The sequence below is a fragment of the Luteibacter sp. ME-Dv--P-043b genome (assembly GCF_030209605.1).
GTDB lineage: Bacteria > Pseudomonadota > Gammaproteobacteria > Xanthomonadales > Rhodanobacteraceae > Luteibacter.
On the sequence record NZ_JARVRT010000018.1, the window covers coordinates 265892 to 288134 of the forward strand.

At 62.6% G+C, this 22243-nt stretch carries 18 protein-coding genes; 16 read left to right on the plus strand and 2 right to left on the minus strand.

All coding sequences use genetic code 11. From position 1 onward, the window contains the following. Window positions 1–52 precede the first annotated feature (52 nt). The 15 genes from QRN34_RS12540 (at window position 53) to QRN34_RS12610 (ending at window position 18314) form a co-directional block, all read left to right on the plus strand. The gene (locus QRN34_RS12540; protein ID WP_285404870.1) at window positions 53–868 is read left to right on the plus strand and encodes a hypothetical protein; all 816 of its coding nucleotides are present in this window, start codon (window positions 53–55) and stop codon (window positions 866–868) included. 3 nt (window positions 869–871) lie between these two features. After that, on the plus strand, window positions 872–1057 hold the full coding sequence (locus QRN34_RS12545; RefSeq protein WP_285404872.1) for a hypothetical protein: 186 nt from the start codon (window positions 872–874) through the stop codon (window positions 1055–1057). A 647-nt stretch (window positions 1058–1704) separates the two neighbouring features. Then, window positions 1705–4215, plus strand: coding sequence for an ABC-three component system protein (locus tag QRN34_RS12550; RefSeq protein WP_285404874.1), 2511 nt, complete (start codon window positions 1705–1707; stop codon window positions 4213–4215). Then, entirely contained in the window at window positions 4212–4907 is a 696-nt protein-coding gene (locus QRN34_RS12555) for an ABC-three component system middle component 1 (protein WP_285404875.1), read from the plus strand. The genes QRN34_RS12550 and QRN34_RS12555 overlap by 4 nt, the downstream gene beginning before the upstream one ends. Next, window positions 4904–8038 (plus strand): AAA family ATPase, encoded by a 3135-nt coding sequence (locus QRN34_RS12560; RefSeq protein WP_285404877.1) that lies wholly within the window; start codon window positions 4904–4906, stop codon window positions 8036–8038. Before QRN34_RS12555 ends, QRN34_RS12560 begins: the two co-directional genes overlap by 4 nt. An 11-nt stretch (window positions 8039–8049) precedes the next feature. After that, complete coding sequence (locus QRN34_RS12565; RefSeq protein WP_285404879.1) at window positions 8050–8259, plus strand: hypothetical protein; 210 nt, start codon at window positions 8050–8052, stop codon at window positions 8257–8259. A 407-nt stretch (window positions 8260–8666) separates the two neighbouring features. After that, window positions 8667–8855 (plus strand): hypothetical protein, encoded by a 189-nt coding sequence (locus tag QRN34_RS12570; RefSeq protein WP_285404881.1) that lies wholly within the window; start codon window positions 8667–8669, stop codon window positions 8853–8855. Window positions 8856–8858: 3 nt separating this feature from the next. Beyond that, window positions 8859–9407: a hypothetical protein gene (locus tag QRN34_RS12575; RefSeq protein ID WP_285404882.1), complete on the plus strand. Its 549-nt coding sequence runs from the start codon at window positions 8859–8861 to the stop codon at window positions 9405–9407. Between the two features lie 164 nt (window positions 9408–9571). Beyond that, a complete protein-coding gene (locus QRN34_RS12580; RefSeq protein WP_285404883.1) occupies window positions 9572–10468 on the plus strand; it encodes a DUF6216 family protein in 897 nt (298 codons plus the stop codon). 1057 nt (window positions 10469–11525) lie between these two features. Next, complete coding sequence (locus QRN34_RS12585) at window positions 11526–12788, plus strand: tyrosine-type recombinase/integrase (protein WP_285404885.1); 1263 nt, start codon at window positions 11526–11528, stop codon at window positions 12786–12788. 324 nt (window positions 12789–13112) lie between these two features. After that, complete coding sequence (locus QRN34_RS12590; RefSeq protein WP_285404886.1) at window positions 13113–13247, plus strand: hypothetical protein; 135 nt, start codon at window positions 13113–13115, stop codon at window positions 13245–13247. A gap of 368 nt (window positions 13248–13615) precedes the next feature. Further along, window positions 13616–14566 (plus strand): hypothetical protein, encoded by a 951-nt coding sequence (locus tag QRN34_RS12595; RefSeq protein ID WP_285404888.1) that lies wholly within the window; start codon window positions 13616–13618, stop codon window positions 14564–14566. A 154-nt stretch (window positions 14567–14720) separates the two neighbouring features. Further along, on the plus strand, window positions 14721–15251 hold the full coding sequence (locus tag QRN34_RS12600; protein ID WP_285404890.1) for a hypothetical protein: 531 nt from the start codon (window positions 14721–14723) through the stop codon (window positions 15249–15251). A 1128-nt stretch (window positions 15252–16379) separates the two neighbouring features. Then, window positions 16380–17165: a hypothetical protein gene (locus QRN34_RS12605; RefSeq protein ID WP_285404892.1), complete on the plus strand. Its 786-nt coding sequence runs from the start codon at window positions 16380–16382 to the stop codon at window positions 17163–17165. Window positions 17166–17708: 543 nt separating this feature from the next. Continuing rightward, window positions 17709–18314 (plus strand): hypothetical protein, encoded by a 606-nt coding sequence (locus QRN34_RS12610; RefSeq protein WP_285404894.1) that lies wholly within the window; start codon window positions 17709–17711, stop codon window positions 18312–18314. A 599-nt stretch (window positions 18315–18913) separates the two neighbouring features. On the opposite strand, the gene QRN34_RS12615 is transcribed toward QRN34_RS12610, so the two are convergent. Both QRN34_RS12615 and QRN34_RS12620 read right to left on the minus strand, forming a co-directional pair. Beyond that, a complete protein-coding gene (locus tag QRN34_RS12615) occupies window positions 18914–19807 on the minus strand; it encodes an alpha/beta hydrolase (RefSeq protein WP_285404896.1) in 894 nt (297 codons plus the stop codon). A 270-nt stretch (window positions 19808–20077) separates the two neighbouring features. Next, on the minus strand, window positions 20078–20962 hold the full coding sequence (locus QRN34_RS12620) for a LysR family transcriptional regulator (RefSeq protein ID WP_285404897.1): 885 nt from the start codon (window positions 20960–20962) through the stop codon (window positions 20078–20080). Here QRN34_RS12620 and QRN34_RS12625 point away from each other — a divergent pair. Next, window positions 20961–22229 carry an MFS transporter gene (locus tag QRN34_RS12625; protein WP_285404898.1) on the plus strand — a complete coding sequence of 423 codons (1269 nt, stop codon included), beginning with the start codon at window positions 20961–20963 and terminating at the stop codon, window positions 22227–22229. The genes QRN34_RS12620 and QRN34_RS12625 overlap by 2 nt on opposite strands. Window positions 22230–22243: the final 14 nt, after the last annotated feature.

Consider the following 22243-nt stretch of genomic DNA (forward strand, 5'->3'; position numbering starts at 1 on the left):
GGCAGGGCACCGCCACGCGGGGCCATTCGTCTATAGCAAGGAACCCATCGTGATGTCTGCAACCCGAACTTCGAGAAAGTCCGCGAGCCCCTTCGGAATCGCCATGTCGCTGGGGATGCTCGCCATCCCGTTCTGTTCGGCGGCCCTGGCGTCAGGCGAAGCCCGCTGGCCCGCCAGCACGGTGGCCCAGCGCGCCTTCCCCAACGGCGCCTCGATGTTCGTCGAGGACGATCACGGCAAGCTGCGTGCGTGGGTCCTGTCGGAATCCAAGGGTGGCGCGCACGTGGAGGCGATGGATTTCTTCACCGGCGAAAGTATGAAGGTCGACGTCGCGCTCGAAGCCGACGGGCACCAGTCCGCCTCGTTCACCGATGCCAAGGGCATTTCGCATGTGGCGGTCGGCAAGGGCTTCGCCTTTTCCGGTGGTGCGTCGTCAGCGTCGCTGACCGGGCTGGACCTGGGGGCGGACAGCATCTACGTGAAGAAATCGGCCGCCTACTGCGGCTCCCGCTTCATCGCCGCGACGCCGTCGCCCGGCGGCGCGGACGCCTGGCACAAGTTCCCGATCTATCACCAGGAAATGTCCGCGTCGGCCTGTTCGAAGGGGAAATACTGGTCGAACATCACCTCGGCGCTGGACCTCGACGATGGCACTTTCTTGGCCGTCGAGGGGTGTTTCGTGTTCAGGCTGAAAAAGGCGGACCTCAGTCCCGCCGGTGACGCACCGGCCTTGCGCGTGGTGGATAAAGCCAGACTCCAGGCGGCGATCGACGAAGCGAAGGCCAAAGGAGCGAGCGATACGATGGAATACGTGGCACAGGCGCTCGGCCTGCCGTCATCACCGCAGCTCTCTTGCAAGGCGGAATAAGGCATGGCGGATCTGACCGATAACGAACTTCGAGCGGTCGCGTACTTCAGTATCGGCGTCAGCTCGGAAGGTAAGGACGCGTCTTACCGATTGGCATTCGCTGGCAACCCGGTCCGCCAGCACCTCCTCCCGGAATGCCTCCAGCAGGTGCTCCTCGATTCCCTCTACGGCAGGTTTGCCCAGCTGTGAGGCCGTTTCCAGCCAGGCTACATTCTCCAGTTCGGTCAGGAACGCTCATATGCCTGACCCAGTTCGCTTTCGTAGAGCGACGCGAATTTCTCGGAAGTGTAGGCAAACATGACGGCCCTCCTTTACCGGGCAAATATGGTCGGTTATAAGGGGTGTCAATGGCGATCTGTCATCTGGACGGCGCGCGACCGGGGAGACCGAGTTGGACTTCGACGAATTTGCGACCGCGGTTCCGCCGCTGCCGAACCGTCTTTGGAGGGCGGCGGCGCGCATAGGCTCAACCTCTATGAGGGCGCGCTTAACATGCAGGGGTGCCAGGGCACAAAGAGCACCGAAGCGGCTCCGATCATGCGAACCACAGAAACATACGCAGCGCGGGCGATCTGGCTGGACTGGACATCGCACCTGCTCTCTGCCGGGGCACCACTCGCCGAGTAGGTCGGCTGATCAGGGGGGATGAACTAGAGCTGATGGAATGTGTAAATCACAAGTTGCATCGCATCAGCGACGCGCTCGCATCCCGAGTCGTAGCGGAGCGCTACGCAATTCGGTTGGGCGGGGAAACAGGTTGTCTATGTTCGCAGGGACTCGCATGATCACCGATAGATTGACGTGCGGATTGCGCGCGGCGACCGGAGACTCGGCGGTTGGCTGAGGCGCTGCTCGCACAGGACATCATTGACGGCGCGTCGGTCCGTGATCGGCCGAACCTGTTCGTGATTGGCAGTTTCGACCGACGCATCACTTTCTATTCGCAGCAGGTACGCGCCCTCTCGCTGGTCCATGCCCTAAAGGAACTCGGTTACCTGCAGGCCAATCCGCGAATCGCGGTGATCGGCGGCGGCGCGGCGGGGCTAGCCGCTGCAGCAGCGGCTGCGTTGATTTCGGAGTCTCACGTTGTTCTCTTCGAGTCTGCCGGCGAGCTGCTGCCGCTGCAGTCGACGACGGACAGGCGACGGCTCGATCCGCATATATACGACTGGCCGGCACATGATACGCTTGATCCCATCGCCGACCTGCCCATTCTCGACTGGGAATCTGGAACTTGCAGAAGCGTCCGCGATGACGTGTTGCTAGGCTTCGAGGATATTGCCGTCAGGCTTGCACCTCGATTAGAGCGGCGCTTGCGTCATCAGGTCACGGCGCTGGTCATCGCCCCTGATGGCTATCGCCTCGACATCACCAATCTTGATGCTCCACTGCCGCTTCCTGGCGCCGAACTGCGCGAACAGTTCCATATGGTCTTTCTGGCCGTGGGATTCGGACTGGAGCAGGTTGAGCCTGTCGCAGCCATTCAGAGCGCTAGCTATTGGACCGACGCCGGCGTTCCAGTGGCAGAGTTTGCCGGAAGGCCAACGCCGCGTTTCTTTGTGAGCGGTGCCGGAGACGGGGGGCTAATCGACTTTGTGGCGGCCGGCGCCGCCGATTTCGACCATGCCGGGACGATTCGGCTTATCGCCGAACATCCAGGCATCGCAAACCTGAAGCCGGTTCTTAAAGCGATCGATGTCCGCGCCCGAGCCGCCGATGCCAACGCCGCTCGGTTCGACTTCATGGCGGCGTATGATGCGGAGTTGCTCCAGCATCTTATCGATATCGGGCTGGTTGCGGCAGTCCGGCAGAGACTTCGTCCAGGCGTGCAGCTGACCTTTCAAACGCAGCACGCCGAGGTGTTCGACGTCTCAACCGCGACGCTCAATCGGCTTGCGGCGTATCTCACGATCAAAGCTTGTGAGGGCGACCCCCTGCGCACCTTCCGCCATTTGCAATGCGGGGTCGTCACGCGCACTGACGCACCGGACCCTGCGCCGGTCGTTGCTCCCTTCTGGCTGGATTGCGCAGGCGAAGTGGTCGCGGCCGATGACGTGATCGTGCGCAGGGGTCCGCTTCGCGATGCCGTTCGGCAGCCCTTCGCCGCCCACCTGTCGACCTACGCGACGACCCATCGCGATTGGCTGGCTCGCCACGGCGAGGCAACGCTCGTGCCGAAGTTGTCGAGCGCGGCGCGTACTCTGTTCAAGGAGGCCGCCCGCATGGCCGACATTCCGCTGTCGCCGCGATTGCAACGCCTCGCCGCACACCAACTGCCAATCTCGGTGCAGCTTCTCCGCGAGGGCGATCGCGTTCGTTGGTCGGGCGAGATTCCCGCCGAGCAAATAGTGCGGTCGTGGAGCGAGCATCAGCCTTTCGAGATCATTCTGCTAGACGGTCCGGATGCGCTGGGGCCCGTCTCCAGCGCGGTACTACGGGTTGCTTGCCACAGCAGAAACTGTCGTCTACGGGCTTCGCCGGCGCTCTGGACGCGGCATGTGCGCGCCCTCAGTCTGGAGTCGCCGCATGCCGAAGGTATGGATATGCCAACGATCCTTAGCGGCAATCCGGGCGGTGCGGCGCAAAATCCGACGGAAGTTGCGCCTGGAATCCTGGCGCGGCGCATCCATCGCACGTTGGACACGTGGCTGCTCGGAGAGCTAAACGCGCATCTCCTGCCGTTCTTTGCCAGCAACGCCGACCCCGGTCGAAAGATCAATCTGCATGTTGCGGCGGATCTGCGGACGGCGATGGCTGCGACTTGGGCCGACTGGCACGCATCGTTCACCGACGACGCCGCTCTCCTGAATCATTTTCTGCGGCTGATGATCTGTGCCGTTGACGACGAACCCAACCTGGATTCCGCACAGGTACTCGTTGGACCGAGGAAATGGAGTGCGATCGTGCGCGGTACAGCAGTGGCGCTTGCGATCGCCGCCGCATGGCAAAGGACCGCGCCAAAGAGCGCCGGGCCGGGCAACCTCGTTCGCTTGCGCGACGGCGACTGCGCATGGGCCGGGCATGGCTGCGCTGCCGATATGATCAACGGTGGCGACATGTCCCTTTGTGCGGCCTCCTACATGTGGCGGACACAGTTTGTCATTCTGATCGTCAAGACAGCGATCGAAGTCAGCCGGATCGCGGAGCGGCCGTTCGCGCAGATCGATACCGACCAGCCGGCCCTCAATGACACCGACGGGTCCGGACCCGTGATCATGTCGATCAGCCGCGACTTTTTCGAGGCTGTGGAGGCTGGTTTGGAAGCCCTTCGCGCATTGTTGATCGCGGTCGAGGCCCGTCATTTCGAGACACTGGATAAGGCCATAGTGAAAGGCGACGCAGCATGAGCGACGAATCCACTCTCGCGCCAGGACTGACGGAATTCGCCGAACGGCTTCAAAAGGCTGCAGAAATTTTGGGCCTGAAGGTGGAGCGTCGGCCGCAGCTGGCAAGTTCGACGTTCAATGGCGGGTCGTCGAAATCGACGTCGCTCAGCCCGACCGATCTGCCCGCCGAATGCAGCGCGATCCGCATTGACCGCTTCAATATTGTGCTGGGCTTGCTTCCTGACGTGCCCGCGATGGAGGCCGTTCTTGAAACGCTCCGGCGCTGCCGCAATCAGTGCGTGGTGGCACGATCCTACCTTGGCGCGAATGAAACGCTGGATCTTCAGCTTATGCTTCTAGGACCGCGTTCTAGCGAGCGGCAGGAGGCTTGGCGCGCCCTCGCACTGATGGTCGAACGCGACGACCGTGTCGCCCGCAAGCTGGCATGGCTTCGACCTGAGGACCCCAAACGGGACGACGAAAGCTTTGCTGACTTCCTCAAGCGAACCTTCCTGGCAAGGCCATGGGTGCATGCCGAAGGGCAGTTCGAGGATGCCGCCCTCGACGAGTTGAGCGCCAGTGGCGCATCGGCGCCTGGCCTGCCTCGGACAACAGCCGACGAGTGGGAGCGCATTGCGCTCGACGAGAAGAAGTCGCCGGACGAGATTGTCGCTGCGCTGGTCAAATCCTGGGAGCGAAGGGGGCAAGCATGAGCGAGATCTTTCTATCCCGCATTGCGATCCGCGACTTCCGGACCTTTGGCGAGTTCGAGATATACATCCCATCTGCGCCAGGGCTCGTCCTGCTCACCGGCACTAACGGGTTGGGAAAGAGCAGCTTCTTCGATGCGATCGAGTGGGGCCTGACCAATAAAATTCGACGCTTCGAGCCTTATCTGAACAAACGCCGAAAGAAGCTGCTCGAAGAGGACTATCTCACCCGGCGCGGTGCAGAACCTGGGTCGCATCGAGTTGCGTTGACATATTCGGACGGCGATCCGATCGAGCGGAGCGCGTCCGGCGGCACAGCAATGGCGGAGATCATTGCAAAGCTGGCTCGGCCTGATCGCCGCACGATCAACGATCTCAGCACCTATCTCGCACTTACCCACTTCCTTGGGCAGGCCGCGCTTCAGCGATTCACGAGCCGCGACCCGCAAGACCAGTGGGAGGCACTCAAAGGACCAAGTGGCATCGACCGTCTCGAGCGGATACGTACGGGCTTACGTGGACGCCCGACGATCACCGCATTCACGCGACGCCTCGAAAATGAACAGGCGGCTGCGGCGTCACTCGATCGGCAGATCGCGGAGTGGCAAGGGTGGATGAGTCGGCTGGAAAGGCTGCGCGCGGCAGCCCGCGCGACGGGCTTGCTGTCCACCGAAGAGATCACGGCACGAATCGACCGGCTCGAAGCCGACCTTAAGCAGTTTTCGCCCAACCATGCGTTTGCGGTCACCGGCGAAGGCGTCGGCCAGCGCCTGGCCACATTGGGCGATAGTATTAGCGAGGCCCTGCGCACCGCCGGCGAACGCAAGACTTCCCTTGAGGCATTGTCCGCGCTGCCGGCACAGTTTGGTATCAGCCAGGTCGAAGGCCGGCTCGATCATCCAAACCTCGTTCGGCTGCGCGGCGTCGTTAGCGACGCGCAGGTGCGATTCAACCGGGTCGCACCGCTCGTCGATACGACTGCACATGCGGTCACCGCGCAACGTGCCGCGATCAGCACGGTCGACCAGAACATCGCCGTCCTTGAGGCGGCGCGGACTGATCTTATGCGGCGTGCTCAGTTGGCCGACCTTCTGAAAGCAGAGGAGCGCGATCGCGAAGGCCTGGCTGCGGCAATGGCCGCTCACCGCAAAACGATCGCGGACGCAGATGCCGTCATCGCACAGCATGGCGTGGCAGCAGCCGACGTCGCGCGGTTGAGGAGCCTCGCGGCCTCGGCGCGCCCGCTCACTGATTCGATGGGACACTATCTTCAGCTGGAAGCCGAAGCTGGAGCGGCCAACGGAGCGTTGGCGCAGGGCCGTGAGGTGGCCGCCCGCGCGGCATCCGCGTTGCCTCCGATCGAGCAGCAACTGGCCAATCTCGCTGGCCGCATTGTCGTCGCCGAGCGCGAGCGCGCCGAGGCGGACCGTCACGCGTCGGCGATCAGTGCGGCTTTGTCCCAGCTCGCCAGCCATCTTCATGACGACGACACAGAATGCCCGGTGTGCCAGACCGGGTTTGAACCCGGGGTGCTCAAGGCATTGGCCGAGGCTGCCGCTTCGGGAAGAGATCGCCGTCTCGCGCTGGCTGAGGAAGCGCTCGAAACATTGCGGAGCGCACAGCCGGCGCTTGACGACCAAGTGACCCAACTTCGCGCCGAGATTTCCGCAGCCGACGGGCTCGAACGAACGGCGTTGGCCGCCGCACGGGCGGCGGCGGATGCTAGGGCCGCCATTGCTCTAACCCTTGGAACATCGGCGGATGCCGATCTGCTCGCACTTGCGGCCGGCCGGGTGCGTCACGCGGATGCGGCCTTGGCAGCGGGTGAGAAGGCGCTGGAGCCGCTGACCGCGGCTGCGGCCGCGGCGACCGAGCAACGCTCCTCGGTCGCGAACGAGCACGACGAGCTGATCGGACGCGAAAGTCAGGTGGGTGCGCGTTTGGCGGGGTTTAAGGCCGAAGATGCTGCCTGTGCAGACCGTATCGCGGCACGAAATTTATCGGGCGCATCGATTGGTCAACTCGACGCTAATCTGACGACGGAGCGCGAGCGCGGCGAAGCGGCGCGCGGGCGTTTGGCAAGTTTGGTCGAAGTGGCGAGTACGGCGTCCGCCGAAGCGCAGCTTGAGCAGGCGGCACTCGGTGCCGCCCAGCGAGACTTGGCGGCCGCGGAGGTGATCCGCGCAAATGCTGAACAGGCGGCGCAGCAAATGCAGCAGCGCTGGATCCGGCTCGGCCTGAGCGGCAGCCCGAGCCAGGCGGAATATGATCGCGGGCTAGGTGCAATCGAGGAGGTGCTGGGAGGATTGCGATCGCTCACCGAGCGCCAGCTTGCACTCGCGCGCGCCAATGAGAATGCGCTGCTGCAGAGCGAAATCGACGAGATCGTCGCTTCAATGCGCGCAGCAGCGAACGATGATGGGGTAAAGAATCCGTCAGCTCATCTTGGCTCGCTCAAGGTGAAGCTAGAAGCCGCGCGGGCGGCCGTGAAGCTCACCACGGCGGCGCGCAGCGCCGTGAAACGCTATTCGGAGGACTTGCAGACACGGGCCAACGACTTTTCCACGCACGTGCTCGATCCGCTCAACACGGTGATCGATGACTTCAACGAGGCGATGCTGAGTACGCCGGGCGAGAGCATCCAGTTCAAGGCGGACACCCGTGTTGATGCGACCAGTTTTGGGATGGCGCTTCGCTACAGGGAGAAAATGGACAACGCCATCGAGACGAAGAAGGATCTTCCGCCACAGATCGTGCTGAGCGAAGGCCAGCTTGCCGCGAACGGCTTCAGCATACTCTGCGCTGCAAGCACCGCTTATACGTGGTCGCGCTGGCGGGCGCTTCTCCTCGACGATCCGCTCCAGCATAACGACATCATCCACACTGCAGCGTTCGTCGACGTCATGCGCAACATGGTCGAGCTCGACCGCTATCAACTGATCATGTCGAGCCATGACCGTGGCGAGAGTGATTTCATCGCGCGAAAGTTCGATGCGGCAGGCCTACCTTGCACCACCGTGCTGCTGACGGCGCCATCGGATAAGGGCGTGGTTTGGGTCGCGCCCGAGTACAATCAGGCTGCAGCAAAGATTTTGAGGAGAGATGCGCATTCGTCGAACGCCAATTCTGCGTGAGCGCGGTTCGCATGTACCGCACCGAGGCGAGTTTGCGGAAGGACGGCCAACGTTGGGATACGGTCCTCAGCGCGGTGCACTCCATCGATGCAGGCAAGCTGCAGGATCCGTATTTTCATATCAATTATCAGGTTCGAGATGAAAGCGAGGCGGTCGCGTCGCGCGATTCGGACCCTTTGCCGTACGCTTATCGTTACGATCGAAGCACCGGGCGCGACTGACCTTCTCGCGCGCATCCAGCAACAGTATCCGGTGCTTCAAACCCTGCAGGTCACGGCACCGATTCAAGCTCAGGTATGACCCCTTGATCCGACGCGACGTAGCCTGGCGTCGCGGCGAGAACGGTGACCAGGTGACCCTTGGGAGACGATCATGAGCAATAAACTGACGCCGGGCACGCCGGCACCGCAATCGGGGCAGTATCGGAATAATTCCACCCGGAACGAGGTCACGGGCGTGTGATGCAAGCCGCTCCCGCCGACGCCGGGCGCAGGACAGAACTACGCGCTCGTCGACAAGAGCAAGCACAAAAAACGGTAGGGCAGGGCCAGCGGCTGATCGCGCCTCCAGGCGCGATCAGCCGCTGAGGTCTCGCGCCAAGCGCTCGCACTGACACAGGTAAATCAAGATGAAAGACCGTTCAAAGTTGCCGCCGCCGATTCCTCTTCCCGGCACCAAATCCATCCCGACCGTCGATCACGCGCTGGACCATGCATTCCCTGGCATGCGTCGCCCGTCGGCAGGTCCCGGTGACAAGGAGCTGGCTTTTACGGTGCAGAGCCTGATGCCGCCGCCGACCAAGCCGCGCAAGAAGTGACCGATGGACGTGGTTACGGACGATGACGTGACGGACCTGCGCGAGCAACTGTTGTGGAGCGTGCAGCTATCCTCGCGTTACCACATGCGCCGCCAGGCATTCTTTGAACGCTGGTCGCGAGGCACCGCGGCCGTCGGCGTCATCTTCGGCTCGTCCGCCGTGGGTGGAATCCTTTCTACGACGACGCGGCGGTGGCTCATCGGCATCGCCGGTGCAGTGACGGCTATCATGTCCACCACAGATCTTGTCGTCGGAACAGCGTTCCTGGCCAGACGCCATGAGGATTTGAGAAAGCGCTTCATCGCTTTGGAGTCTGAGATAAGGCGCGTCGCCACGCCATCGGACGCGACTGTGGCGGACTGGCACGTGAAACGACTGGACATCGAGGTCGACGAACCACCGGTGTACTGCCGCATCATCCTGTTGTGCGAGAACGAGCTCGCCGGCGCGCATGGCTTGGCACCGCGAACCTCCGTGGCCCGATGGGTTCGCTGGACGTCCCATTTCCACCGTTGGGAAAACCTCAGCCCCAAGCCGCAGAGGGAATCCTAGCCGGCCTGTTGCCCTGGCAAGCAACGGGCGAGCTCGTCCATGGTCGCCGACTCACGCCGATCGTGCCCTCGACACAATTCACCCAGTCTGCAGCGCGTCGACTTCCTTGCGGGGCGTAGGCGGCCGCTGGCTTAAGCACATCCATTACATCAGTAGTAACGTTCATGGACTTTACGCAAACCATGCTCCAGTGGGCGAGCCAGATACCCACCGGGCTCGTCGCATTGTTTCAGTTCATCGGACTTTGCGTGCTCTTGGTGCTGTTTTATCGCAGGGCAGGGTCGGGGCATGTGTTCTGGGGCCGCGTCTGGACACTCATTCACGGCCGCCGCCTGCTGCGCGATCCTGTGATCGATAGGTGGATCATGCAGCGGAGCGCCCTGATGCAGTTTCGGGTACAAGCCGGTGTGCGTGCCCGCACGCATGGCGAAGCAATCCGCCTCATTGAATGGGCAAATACGCACGATGAGGAAATGGGCGATATCAGGCGATGTGGTAATTACTTCGACCGCGCGCTTCCTGGGCTCAAACCCACCTTGAGCCGCTGGCAGGTAATGATCCTAGGCGCTATAAGCCTGCTTTTGTTCCTCGGGGTGTTTATCGCGGTGCTATTGGCCCTGAGCCCGCGGGCCATTGTGAGTGTAAAAGGTGGCGACGGCCGCGTGCTACTTCTATCCACTGAAGACATCCGGCCGATGTTTTCGACGGCGAAGTTCACCGCTCACGACTGCCAGGTTGGAGCACCAGGTAAGCTTGCCGCGCGGGTGCGGATGCCCGTTGAGGATCTGCGGACAGCATGTGGATGGCTCGACGAACCAAAACTTGATGCGAAGATAAACCAGACGCTGGAGGAGCAATGGAATGGGGGCCACTCGTTGGCGCTGATGGGTTTGATCTATCTGAGCTTTCCGCTCAGCTGGCTTTTGACCGCAACGGCGGCACGTGAAATGCAGCGCCGCCTTGCAGTGCGAAGCGAAAAGATGACGAAGACTGAGGACGCAGGCGCTGACCCAACGCCCGGCGTTGCTATGCAACCCGCCGCTGAGGCAGCTGCCGACTAACCCCGGGACCAGCCGGAGGAGCCACATCGTAGCCAAACACTCATGGGGCTCGCTACCAGTCGAGCTAGGGGACGTACGGGGACGACATCTTTTCCTGACATGGGGATTTCGCGAATCCCCGCAATTAGCTGACGAACGCGGGGTGCGACAGGAAATGATGTCGCTGCGTTGAGTTTAAACATAGCTATTGGATTGAAGACAGATCAGTGGCTTAGCTCAACGACGAGCTAAGCCACGACCTGGTTACCTGTGATGACACGATTTGTTGGCACGGAGACAGGGAGTCCTGATATTCGACAGCCGTTGTTGGCGACGGAGCTGCAAGACGCAGGATGTCGCTAACCATGTCGCCTAACGAGGAGCGACGACGTCGTGAATGACTGTGGCGGCGGTCTGAGGGTTACGACGAGGTCAATGACCAAACTCAGGCTGGCCCTCAACGCTTCGCGAAGGCGCTTTTTTCCAATTTGACATAATATACATTATGCGAAGCCGCGAAGGCAGTTCGCAGGAGATTGACAAAGGCCCTGCGCATCCTGTACCGCCGACACGGAGCGCGGCATGACCAGCAGTGCGCGGAACTAAATTTCTATCTTTTCGGTTCATGTACAGCCACTTTTAACCTTAATTTAGCGCTTCCAAAAAACAGTCGAAGATTAGTTCATCGCATAGGCCCGATGGCAAGCCCGATAACACCAAGGACGCGAACTAAAACTTGATGGTTTTGCCGAGGCAACAGACCGGTGTCACTTAAAAGATCATTATCAGTTCCGCGTGACACGCAGCCGAACGGCTGCGACCCAGGAACTGATCTTCAACCACCTGTGGCCTGTGGCCCGCAGACTGTGCCCGTCGCAAGAAGACTGAGTTAAGGATGCCGCGACCACGATTCTTGTCAGAATATGATAGCCGTCGTACGTTGGAATCAACGGCGACATGCCGCGTTTCGCCCGATCCAAGCGCGCCTATCTTACGGAGTTGCCCATGGCCCGTCGGCCCGCCCTACCCGCATTACCGTTCCAGGCGACGCGCGATCAGCTGGCCATGCAACTGCGTCATGCTGCCGCCCGCCCGCCCGCCCCGCGCCAGTCAGGTCAAAGACAAACTGGTCAGCGTCACAGACGGCGAACTTGCTCGACTGATCGACGTGGCCGGCGCTGGATTGGTCGCGGTAACACATGCGGTGTCTGCTCAGCTCGGGGGCCGGCCGTTCCGCTTTGCGCTGTCGGAGGCCCAGTTGGCCAGTGCCGCGGCCTACATCGCCCAGCAGCAGCGCCATGCCACGCATGGCCTCGCCCCAAACAGCCGCCGGACCCGTGCCGCAGATTGGCTGACCTGGCTCGCGTTTTGTGCGCACTACGATCGGGTCGTGCTGCCCGCAACCTTCGACGACGTGCGCGAGTTCCTTGACCAACTGGTCGCCGCAGGGCGACGCAAGGCCACGCTCGAGCACATCCTCTGGTCCCTCGCGGACATCCACCGCCGCCACGGCTGCCCCAACCCCATGGACAGCGCGATCGCCCGCGACTACTGGAAGGATCTGGTGCGCGAGCGGGTCGACGGCGAACAGTGCCAAGCCGCACCGATGACCTTGGACGTCCTCGATGCCTTGGTCGTCGCCCTTCATGCCGAACCCTTGGTCGTTCGCCGCGTCGCCCCCGCTCAGCGTCGCCTCGCCGAGCAGGCCCAGCGGCGCCGACGATACCGCGACATCGCCCTGTTCCACGTTGCCTACGACCTGTTGATGCGCTCCTCCGAACTGGTCGCGATGACGTGGGAGCAGATTGAACCGCTTGCGCAAGGCGGCGGTACCTACCGCTTCGGACGGACCAAGACCGACCAGGTCGGCGCCGGCCGCACGCTATACCTTCGGCCCGAAAGCATGGCGGCCCTCAGGGTATGGCGCGAGGTGGCCGACCCCGGAAAGCACGTCTTTCACGCCGTGGCCGACGACCGCTTCCTCGACCCCGCCGGAGCGGCCAATGCCACCGAAGCCCTGCGCTGGACCGCTCGGCAGGCAAAAGCGCAGCGGCGCGAGATCGTCCCATTAAGCAGCCGAGAAGTCAGCAACGTGTTCCGTCGCGCCGCCGGGTTGGCCGGTCTCGATCCTGCCTCGCACTGGTTGTCCGGTCACTCGGCCCGGGTGGGCGCGGCGCAGGACATGGTTCGTGCGGGGTCGACCACCGCACAGGTGCAAATCGCCGGCCGCTGGGGGAGCGAACGGATGCCGATTCGCTATGCCGAACGGGTCATGGCCGAAGATGCCGGGCTGGATCGGTTCGCCCGACTCACCGCGATGCGCGATCGGTCCCGCACCTGAACTCTTGGCCGCTTGAATCGGCAATCGCTCCATTTCTGCCCCTTCGGGGCGCACCCACGCGTGCTCATAGCACCCAGCGGGGCCTGACCTGAGGCTCATGAGTGACGCCAGCAATGTTTGGTCGAGACGTTGTCTTGTTTGGCACGCGATCCCCGCGCCCACGTGTCTTCGCAACAGACAAATACTGATCTTCCCGGTCACCGATCACCTGATTTTCGAAATTGAAACCGCATAAGAATGCGGGTTCCAGACGTTTTTACCGAATTTTCTAGCCAAAAGTACAAATAGTTGTAGCCGACAAATTAGTAAGGATCGGCCTATGACATGAAACCATTCACCTATTCACAAACCCGCGCGTTCCGCTTTGCCTACCACGTACTCGACGCCATCCATCTCTGTTCGTGGATTTGGGACGTTGTCCACCGCCTGATCGAGGTACTCCATCATCATCTGGTTTGACGGCCATCTATCTACCACCGCGGGTACGTGGCCACCGCTCGCCATCGGACGACGATCAACGCTGCATCTCGCAGCGGTCAGGACCCACGATTGACGCTTCCTGGGCGCGATCACGCGCGCTTATCCACCGGCGCGCGTTGACCCGCCAGCGGCGTTGCTGCGTCATGGAGGTGCCGGAGTGCGCTTGGGTTGGGAAGTCGCACAGCGTGAGAACGCTCTGAGTGATACTTGCCATGCCCTCGTGGGCTGACGCATCAATGTCGTCCGAACGACGTCATGATGCATAACGCAATGGCGATGGAGACTGACGCGTAATGGGAGAGGAACGTTCGGAGAATGGATCGACGCCGACGCGAGTGTTTTCGTCAATGACCGAGATCGAAGCCATGCCGGGTTACCGTAAAGATAATCCGATAGATCTGTCGAACTACCGAAAACTGATTGGCTACTACGGCTTCGACGCGGAGGTCGCTTGCTGCGTGCGCCGTGAATCAGGGACCCTTTGTCGTGAGGGCCACCGCCACGGCTTCGTCGCGGAACTGACAGATGACTCCATCACGATCATCGGCAACAACTGCGCGGCGAACCGATTTGCGGCGGACAGCGCGATTTCGAAGGACCGGCGGATTCTTGAGAATCGAAAGCTTCAGGTTCGCCGGTTCGGCCGCCTAGTCGAGTTGCTCGACACCCGCGGGGCGACGGAAAGCGCCCTGAGCCGAGTCATGGAAGAGCTTCGTCCTCTTCGGCAGGCGCTCGACGAACTCCACACCGCGCTGGGCGGGAACGTTGTTTGCCGACTGAGCGACATGGCACGTCGCAGCCGTCCGGTCATCACGGTGACGGCCATCACGGTCCGTCGCTACTTGGACGAACGCGGCGAGCCTCAGACGGAGCGGCGATCCGTCGAACAGCGGATTGGTGTTGTGGCCGGCGTGGATCTGTTCCATGGCGATCCGATACGGGCCATTTCCGAAAACGTGCACCGCCTGACGGCGGGATTCAAAGAGGCGGCCACTGTCGTGGTTTCGAAGAAAAAGACCGGCTCCCTCACGATCGACCGGCTCGTCGCCCTCCTGGGCGACAGCGACCGGCCAGCGCGCGACCTGGCGCAGCTTCGGTCCACACACGCGGCCTTCCTCGGCAATGACTGCCGGGTCCTTTGCTATGTCACCGGCGAGCGTGTCGACCGCTATCGCCTCGCCCAGATCGCCCTGCGACAGCAGGCGCTGCCCGATGCCCGGGAAAAGGCAAAGGCCCTCATCGCTGAGCTCGACCGGGGTTATAAGAAAGCTTTTGGCGCGGACGATCTACGATTCTAACTGGGCTGAAACGGCGGGTGCGATCCTCCTTTGGGGGCCATAGCGATCGTCGGCGAAAAAGGCGATCCTCGGGCCTTCGGCCTGGCGAGCGGAAGCGCCTGGGCGCCAGACCCCCGGTTAATCCGGCAGACCGGCAGATGCCCTACGGAGCGCCATGGAGTACGAACGTTACAGCGAGTGGGTACGTTTCGCTGGATTCGTGATCCGGCGCGCGACGGGGGGGCTGCCGCATCACCTGCAGCTTTTGGGGATTGTCGATGCAGAGCTCCGCGGCATTCGGCGGGAGCATCTTCTGGGCCAGGATGGTCGACCGTTAGAGGATGCCTTTGGCATCCTGATGCACGAGCGCATCATCATTCAGGCTCACCTTTGGGTGCTCGGGGTGTATGAGTTCATTCGTATGCTCGATGAGCGCTTGCGCGATAACCCAGCGTTGGCGACGGACGCATCGATTGCCATGATCACGGCAACCAAGCGGCAGTTTTCTCGCCTGCGCGTGCCCTTGGCCAAGCTGGAACCCGAATCCCGGCACGCGAAGGAAGACTTGGTGGTGCCTCTGCCTGGCATGGGTCCCGCGGGCATCGCCTGGCAGCTCAATCCGGACCTGATGGTCTACCAGGAGGATCTCTCAGACGTGTTAATGGACATGCTCATCGCGTTGCGTCCACGGCAGATCGAACCATGAGTTCGGGAAAGCCGGTTCGCCGCTGTTTTGGACGCCTCGCGATGGGGGTGCTTTCTGGCGATTGCCATGGTCTGATTGAGGATCGAATATTCCTGCCGATCCGTCGACATGGGCATGTAAGCCGCAGCGGATCGTTCGGGCGAAGCCATGGTTGGCACAGCTTGATGGGACACCACACGTCTCTTCCCCCCGACGGGAGGGTATGGCGCCTGCACTCGGCGCGCCATCTGTCCTCGGTCTTAGGTAGATCTGCGTGGCTATGCGTCCGTGCCTGACGGCCCCGGAAGACGTCCGATGGCCGGAGTCGCACCCGAACCCCGGCCGCACGCCGGTGGCTGGCGCGCCCAGGCAAACAGGGACCTGACGGGCCGAGGTGGCCGTGGCGAACATCCCCAGGCATTCGCCTTTGATGCCGATCAGGTGGGCGTACATCCGCGCCGCCGCCAAGTCACCGCGCATGATGGCGTCAGTCATGTCCGTCGCGTCCAGAACAAGCCCGTCGATCGGCGCTGGCCCCTGGTCAGATGCGTCCTCCGTGTCTCTCTCCCAGGCCGCGAGCGATGTTACCTGCCGTACCGATGCGAGCCCTACCGTTGACGATGCGCCGGTTCCACAATCCCGCCTATCGAGGAGGTGAGCGCTCGATCTTACCAAAGCACAAAGTGAAGTCATGGGCTGAGCGAACCCCTTGGAGCCGATTCACATCAGGGTACGTCTCGCTGAGAATCGCCTCCACCTCACTCACGAAATCGCGTTCAGCGTTCAGCGTTGAGCCCGAAGAACACCGACTCAGGCTCCCGCGCGCCCAACGGAAAGTCTTCGTACTCCAGAGCCGCGTTTCGGCCATGCCCCGACACGATGCGGTGCTTACGTTCATAGCCCCAGGCGGCCGATTTTGTGTACATCAGCTTCGCGCTTACTCCCTCGCCCTTGAAGGTTCTATCGGATCAGCTAATGGCGGCGGGTTGCCCTTTCACCCTAGCCGGAGACGAAATCTCCCGCAGCTTCGGGGCAGCGCGCCGGCACCGCCGTACAGCGAGTCGCGACAGGACTTTTTGCCCTTAAGTTCTGTCGGCGTCGGCCGATCAGGTTCACCAGTACACGATTTCAGTTCAGGGATGGATGAGCATGGCGACGAGAGCGTTAACGGGCGAGAACGACCTCCAGGGGGCGATCGTCGGCGCACTGCAAGTGTGGGCATGGCAACGCCAGATGAGCGCTCAACTGTTCGAGCCGTATGCCAATCAACAAGGCGACGAGGCCCGGCGATTCGGCGCCGACTTGCTCGCAGTGCTGGGCGAATCGCGCGTGCTGATGTTGGAGTTGAAGGTGCTTAACACCACCACGCACACCCTGATGAGCTTTCGGCCAGAGCAGCACGCGATGTGCCTGCATCTCGAAAAGGCCGGGCTCCCGCTGGCCTACGCGTTCAACACGGTGCCCCACTTGGCATACCATGACCGCCCCCAGCCGCTCGATTTTCCGGAGCGGACGCTGGCCGATGTCGCCCGTGCCACGCCCTCACGCCTGACCGATCAGCACCCTGCCCCCGGCCACCCGACCCTGCTTAAGTGGCTGCAATCGGACGCCGAGCGCCCGGCTGACATGTCCCCCGCCCTGGGCTGGCTCATGGGGGCGGAGGCCGCCTACCCGCGGGACCTCACCAACGCAGCCCTCCTCCTCATTTACTCGGTGCCCCATCAGCGCTTGCTGGCCATGGACCCAGCGGATTCGCTCGCGTTGCGAAATGCACTGACTACCAATGCGTACCTGACAGATGCGAACCGACGGGTATTGAATCGTCTGCTTGGCGCGCAGGCCGAGGCATTCGCCATGTTCACTCGCCCCGCCGACACGGCCACGGATGAGGCGGACAATGCGTCGCCCCCGCCCCGTCCGGGATCGCGCCCCTGAGCCGCGCCGCGTCTAGTAGCGCCACCGCCGCAGGAAAGCCTAACGCGCATGACCTCGCCTTACCTGACCTCCGTGTTCGAACGCCTTGAGCAACGGGCCTCACTTCATGCCATGGGTAGCGCGTGCAGCGAGCCGATACCGCCATCGTATGCACGGGTAACGGCCGCCCTCGCACCACGTTCGCACGGCGGGCATTGGCCGCTTCATCGCCTGCCACCACCACCCTGCCCCGCCCTGCTTGCGGAGGTGGAGCGGCTCGTCACGATGAAATACGCAGCCGACCGTTTATTGCGCAGGGGTGCATCTCGCCTGCTGCAGGAATGGATGGTGTCGGGAGGTGAGCGCTCTGTATCGGGCGATAGGTTCTTGCGCCACTGCATTCCCTTTCTACTCCCCGTTGGGGAAGAGCGCTTCCCTGCCCGGGTTCCGACCCGATGGGTACTTGGGTGGAGCTGGAAGCGCAACGCGAAGTCTGTGACGGCGCAGGCGCTTCCCGGCTTGCTCGCCCATCTACTCGCGGACGAACGTGCTGACCGCTCACGAATGGACTACGCCGAACTGACATGGTGGCCCGCGCTGGGGGTCGTGCTCGCCACCGAAGGGAAAAACCGCGTCGAACTGCTCCGCCGCACACGCGCCGATACCATTCCTGGCGAAGTCGCGATCGCGCCCTATCCGACTGCCGAGTCCATTCGCCTATACAGGGTCGGTGAAAGCGAGACCAGCGAAGTCTGGGCGATTCTCGGTGACCGCCTGGTTCAAGCACTGCCTGGTTATCGGCTCAGCGCAGGCTTGTTGCGAGCCTATGGTGTAGCCGATCCCACGCCGTGGCCCCGCCGCCTCCCCTCGCCCGTGCTGGTGCGCGGCCTGCTGCTTTTGCATGAAGGCGTTATCGACCTAGATGCTCTGGCGGAGCCAGAGCCGACGACCGAGCGCATCCCGCTCGCGCTGGCCGCGCTCCCGGGCGTGCGCTGGCGAACCGGTCGCATCCTGTTGACCGCGATAACGCTCACGATTGCCAGCCTGGTGAGTTTCGCGTTGCACTGGTGGCAAGTGGGTATCGGTCTCTTCGCGCTCCTCAACGGGGGCTTTGGAGCCGCGCTCATCCCGTGGTTCACCGTGAGCAAAACGGAGTTTAAGCACGTGTAAACCGGGACGATCACGCGCGCATGGATGGTGATATCCCTACCTCGCCACTGGGCCGAACGCTCACGGCGTTTATCGCCCCCGTGACCGTCGCGTTGCCGCCAACCACGGCCCAGACGCTATCGACGGAGCCGCTCTGCTCGTCGCGGGGCCTCGCGTGCGTGCACGAGGCCTACAGGATACGCGCTATTGAGCGATCCTCGCTCATCGAAGCCTCCACAGCGAGCCGGTTTTCCACAATCACGTGCTGCGTGGCGGGGTCAGATGACACCTCGGCGGCTTGCCGGTTCAAGTGCCGGAGCGTGTAGAAGAGCATCGCTTTCCTGCATGGGTGCGCGAGCCGCTCGTCAGTCATCCCATAGTCGCACACCACGGCGGATCGTTGGTCCATCCAGCAGGACCACGTCGTTCTTTGCGATGCGTCGATCCATCGTCGAAGGTTTGCCTCGAGCGTACCGACAAGCCCGCCCATGTCAAGTCGGACCGCACTTCTGAATTCCTGGGACTCGATCGAATGATGGCATGCCGCGGCATCTACCCGGCACCTGAGCCAAGCCCGGCTCGCCCGACTTCACTGGCTAGCTTGGCCGGGCGTGACCGCGTCAGAGAAGGTGGGACACGAACCAATCCCGAGCTACCGATGTGACCTTTGCTAGCGTTTCCGGCACATCGTAGGCATCGTAGTGAAGCCCCTCGACGACAAGCATTTTCTTGGGCTCACGGGCGCGCTCGAACGCCTCGCGGGTTAGCTCTGTTACAACGGTCTTATCCGGCTCGGCGAGGATCAGCAACAGCGGTGTCGGCGATACCGACGCGATGTAACCCCCAGGAGCGGTCTGGACGGCCTGCTCGAGCGACGTCACCGTCACGTAATTATGAAACTGGGCGTGCTCCTGCTCATTGCGTGTCGCCCAGTCCAGCGATTCAGGACCGAACACGGACGGATTCTCCGCGGTGTCTGCGAGTTTCATCGTGGCCGGCTTCTCCCCGGCAAAGTGACGCGGGCGCTCCGACGCGATCGTGCTGTTGATCAGATCACGCTGCGCTGACGGCGCCTCGAACTGGATCTGTCGATACAGGTCCGTTGCCGGGACCTGCACCACAAGTGCTTTCACGCGGCGATCGAACGCTGCCACCTGGATCGACTGGCCGCCGCTGAACGAGGTTCCCCACAGCCCCAAACGCGCGGCATCCACATCCTCGCGGGTCTCAAGGTAGGACAGGGCATTGACCAAGTCCTGGCGCTGCGCGTGCGGGATGACCTGCTGTCGAGGCATGCCTCCGCTGTCGCCCAGATAGCGGTAGTCGATGGCGAGTGCGATGACACCGCTCTCTGCCAACGCGGTGCCAAGTTCAGGAATGTTGCGCATCCCTCGTACTGCACCAAACCCGTGCGAAAGCACCACGGCCGGGAACGGGCCATCCCCGATCGGCCGATACAGGGTACCCGCGCAGGAAATGCCTTCGCTGATGAATTGGATCGTTTCGGTAGTCACTGAGCTTCTCCGGTCTTTGAAAGCCACGGAAGAGAAATTATGCACACACGAGTGCAATGATCGTGAAGCACCGAGCGGTGTCGCATCCGCGGCATCACAAATAACGCAGGACCTTCAGCAACAGGATGTGGTCGCGCCGCCTGGCTGCGTGGCCGTTCCGCGTCGGCTGCGCCCATCGTGAGGACGCGTAGTCGCCGACGATCGCCTTCTAGGTGTCGCTGACGGCGGCCCACGCATCGCGGATTGCGATGCGCACATTGCGCTTGCCCGTCAGAGCGACAGCTCGGCGTGCAGAAAGTCGACCAACTGACGGACGCGACCGGGGGTATAGCTGGCAGGGGGAAGCACGGCAAAGAACTCGAAGACACCGGCGCTCTGCCAGCCATCGAAGAGCCGCACAAGCGTCCCCTGGGCCAAGTCTTCCTTACCGTAATAGCTGGGTACCTGCGCGATCCCGAGACCGGCTCGCGTAGCGGCCAGCATCGTCAGACCGCTGTCGCCGCGCACGCGGCCTGCTGGCGCAAAGGCCACCCGCGTGCCACCGCGCATGAACACCCACTCGCGGTGTCCCAAGACCAGACATTGGGACGGATCGAGTTCCTGAGGATGCGCAGGCGTGCCATGGGATGCCAGATAGGCGGGGGCCGCGAGCGTGTGCCCCTGGAAGACGGCAATCTTGCTCGCGCGCATCCGAGAGTCAGCAAGCGGACCTGCTCGGATGACGAGGTCGTACCCCTCGGCCACCAGATCCACATTGCGCGTCACCACCCCGATATCGAGTTCGATCGCGGGATGAGCAGCCGCAAACCGGGTGAGCAACGGCAATATCTGCCGTTCGGCGAAATAGCCACCGATGCTGATCCGGATCAAGCCGCTAGCGGTCGCCCCGCCGGAACGCACAGCGTCGCGCGCTTCCTCCAGACCCGCGAGCAATACCTTTCCTTGCGCATGGAACGAGCGTCCCGCGTCCGTCGGAACGCAGCCCCGAGGCGTGCGTAAAAGCAACTGCTGGCCCAAGTCTCGCTCCAGGGCCGACACCTTGCGACTGACGTGGGCGACGGAGACCCCCAGCGACTCAGCGGCTGCAGAAAGGCTTTCGGCATCGACCGCTGCGACGAATTCCAGCATGCCCTCGAACGGGGGGAGCTTTGCCATGGTGAAAAGCCGCCTTGCTGTTTTGACCATAGTAGCAACCAAGGGGCGTCCCTACGATGAAAGCTCTGCCCTTGAGGCTTTCAAAAGCGAACACGCCGTGCCTTTTGTCATCTATGCCTTTGCGCTTTCGACCTTCGCATTGGGCCTGAGCGAATTCATCGTCATCGGTCTTGCGCCGTCGATGGCTGCGTCGTTCCGCGTGACGATCCCTGAGGTGGGCACCACCGTGACGGCCTATGCGCTCGGCGTTTGCGTGGGCGGCGCACTCTTGACCGGCTGGCTCTCATCCTGGACCCGCCGACGCCGGCTCCTGGCGAGCCTTGCTCTGTTCACCATGGCCCACCTTGCCATGGCGGTCTCGCCAACGCTTTGGCTGGTGGTGCTGACCCGATTCGCCAGCGGCCTGGCGCACGGCCTCTTCCTCGCCGTCGCGTCCAGTGCTGCAGCCACGGCCGCCGGGCCTGCAAAAGGCGGCCGAGCGGTTGCACTGGTCTTCAGCGGACTGACCGTGGCGCTTGTTCTCGGCGTGCCTCTTGGCACGTTCTTGGGACGGCTGACGGGTTGGCGCCCCCTCTTGCTGGCCATCGCCGTGTTGGCTGGCGCCGGATGGGTCGCACTTCGGTCCCAGCTCGCGCACGAAAACGCGCCTGCGCATTCGGGGCCAGCCTTCGTGCCGCTGAGGCGAGCGCTCGTATCTTCCCCTATCGTGCTGACCGCAGCCGTTACCGCCGCGACCTATGCTGCCTTGTTCACGGTCTATACGTACATCGCGAGCCTGCTGAAGGCTACGGTCGACATGTCCGGCGACGAGATCAGCGCGGCACTTCTGGCATTCGGGGGCGCGGCTGTCATTGGCAATGGTACAGGCGGCGTTCTCCGCGACCGACTGGGTGCCTACCGCGCCTCCTTGGTGGTGCTCGCCATCCTCATCCTCGCGCTGCTCGGCACGGCAGCATGGACCGGTCATTCCTGGTTTGCCTATGCGGTCGTTGCCACGCTTGGGTTTGCGGCGTTCGCTGCCGTTTCCGTGTTCCAGTCGCGAATCATCGATGTGGCCGGTCGCGTCGCGGCCGACCTGGCCGAAGTGGCTTCGGGGCTCAATATTGCCGCGTTCAATCTCGGCATCGTGCTGGGCTCGTTCACTGGCGGGTCGGTCATTGCGCACGCGGGAATCGCGTGGCTGGCGCCGCTCGCCGGAGCGTGGGCCGTTCTCGCTTTAATACCCCTCATTCTGAGCAAGCGCAAGATACGCATGTTGATTCCATGATGTTCACAGCAGGA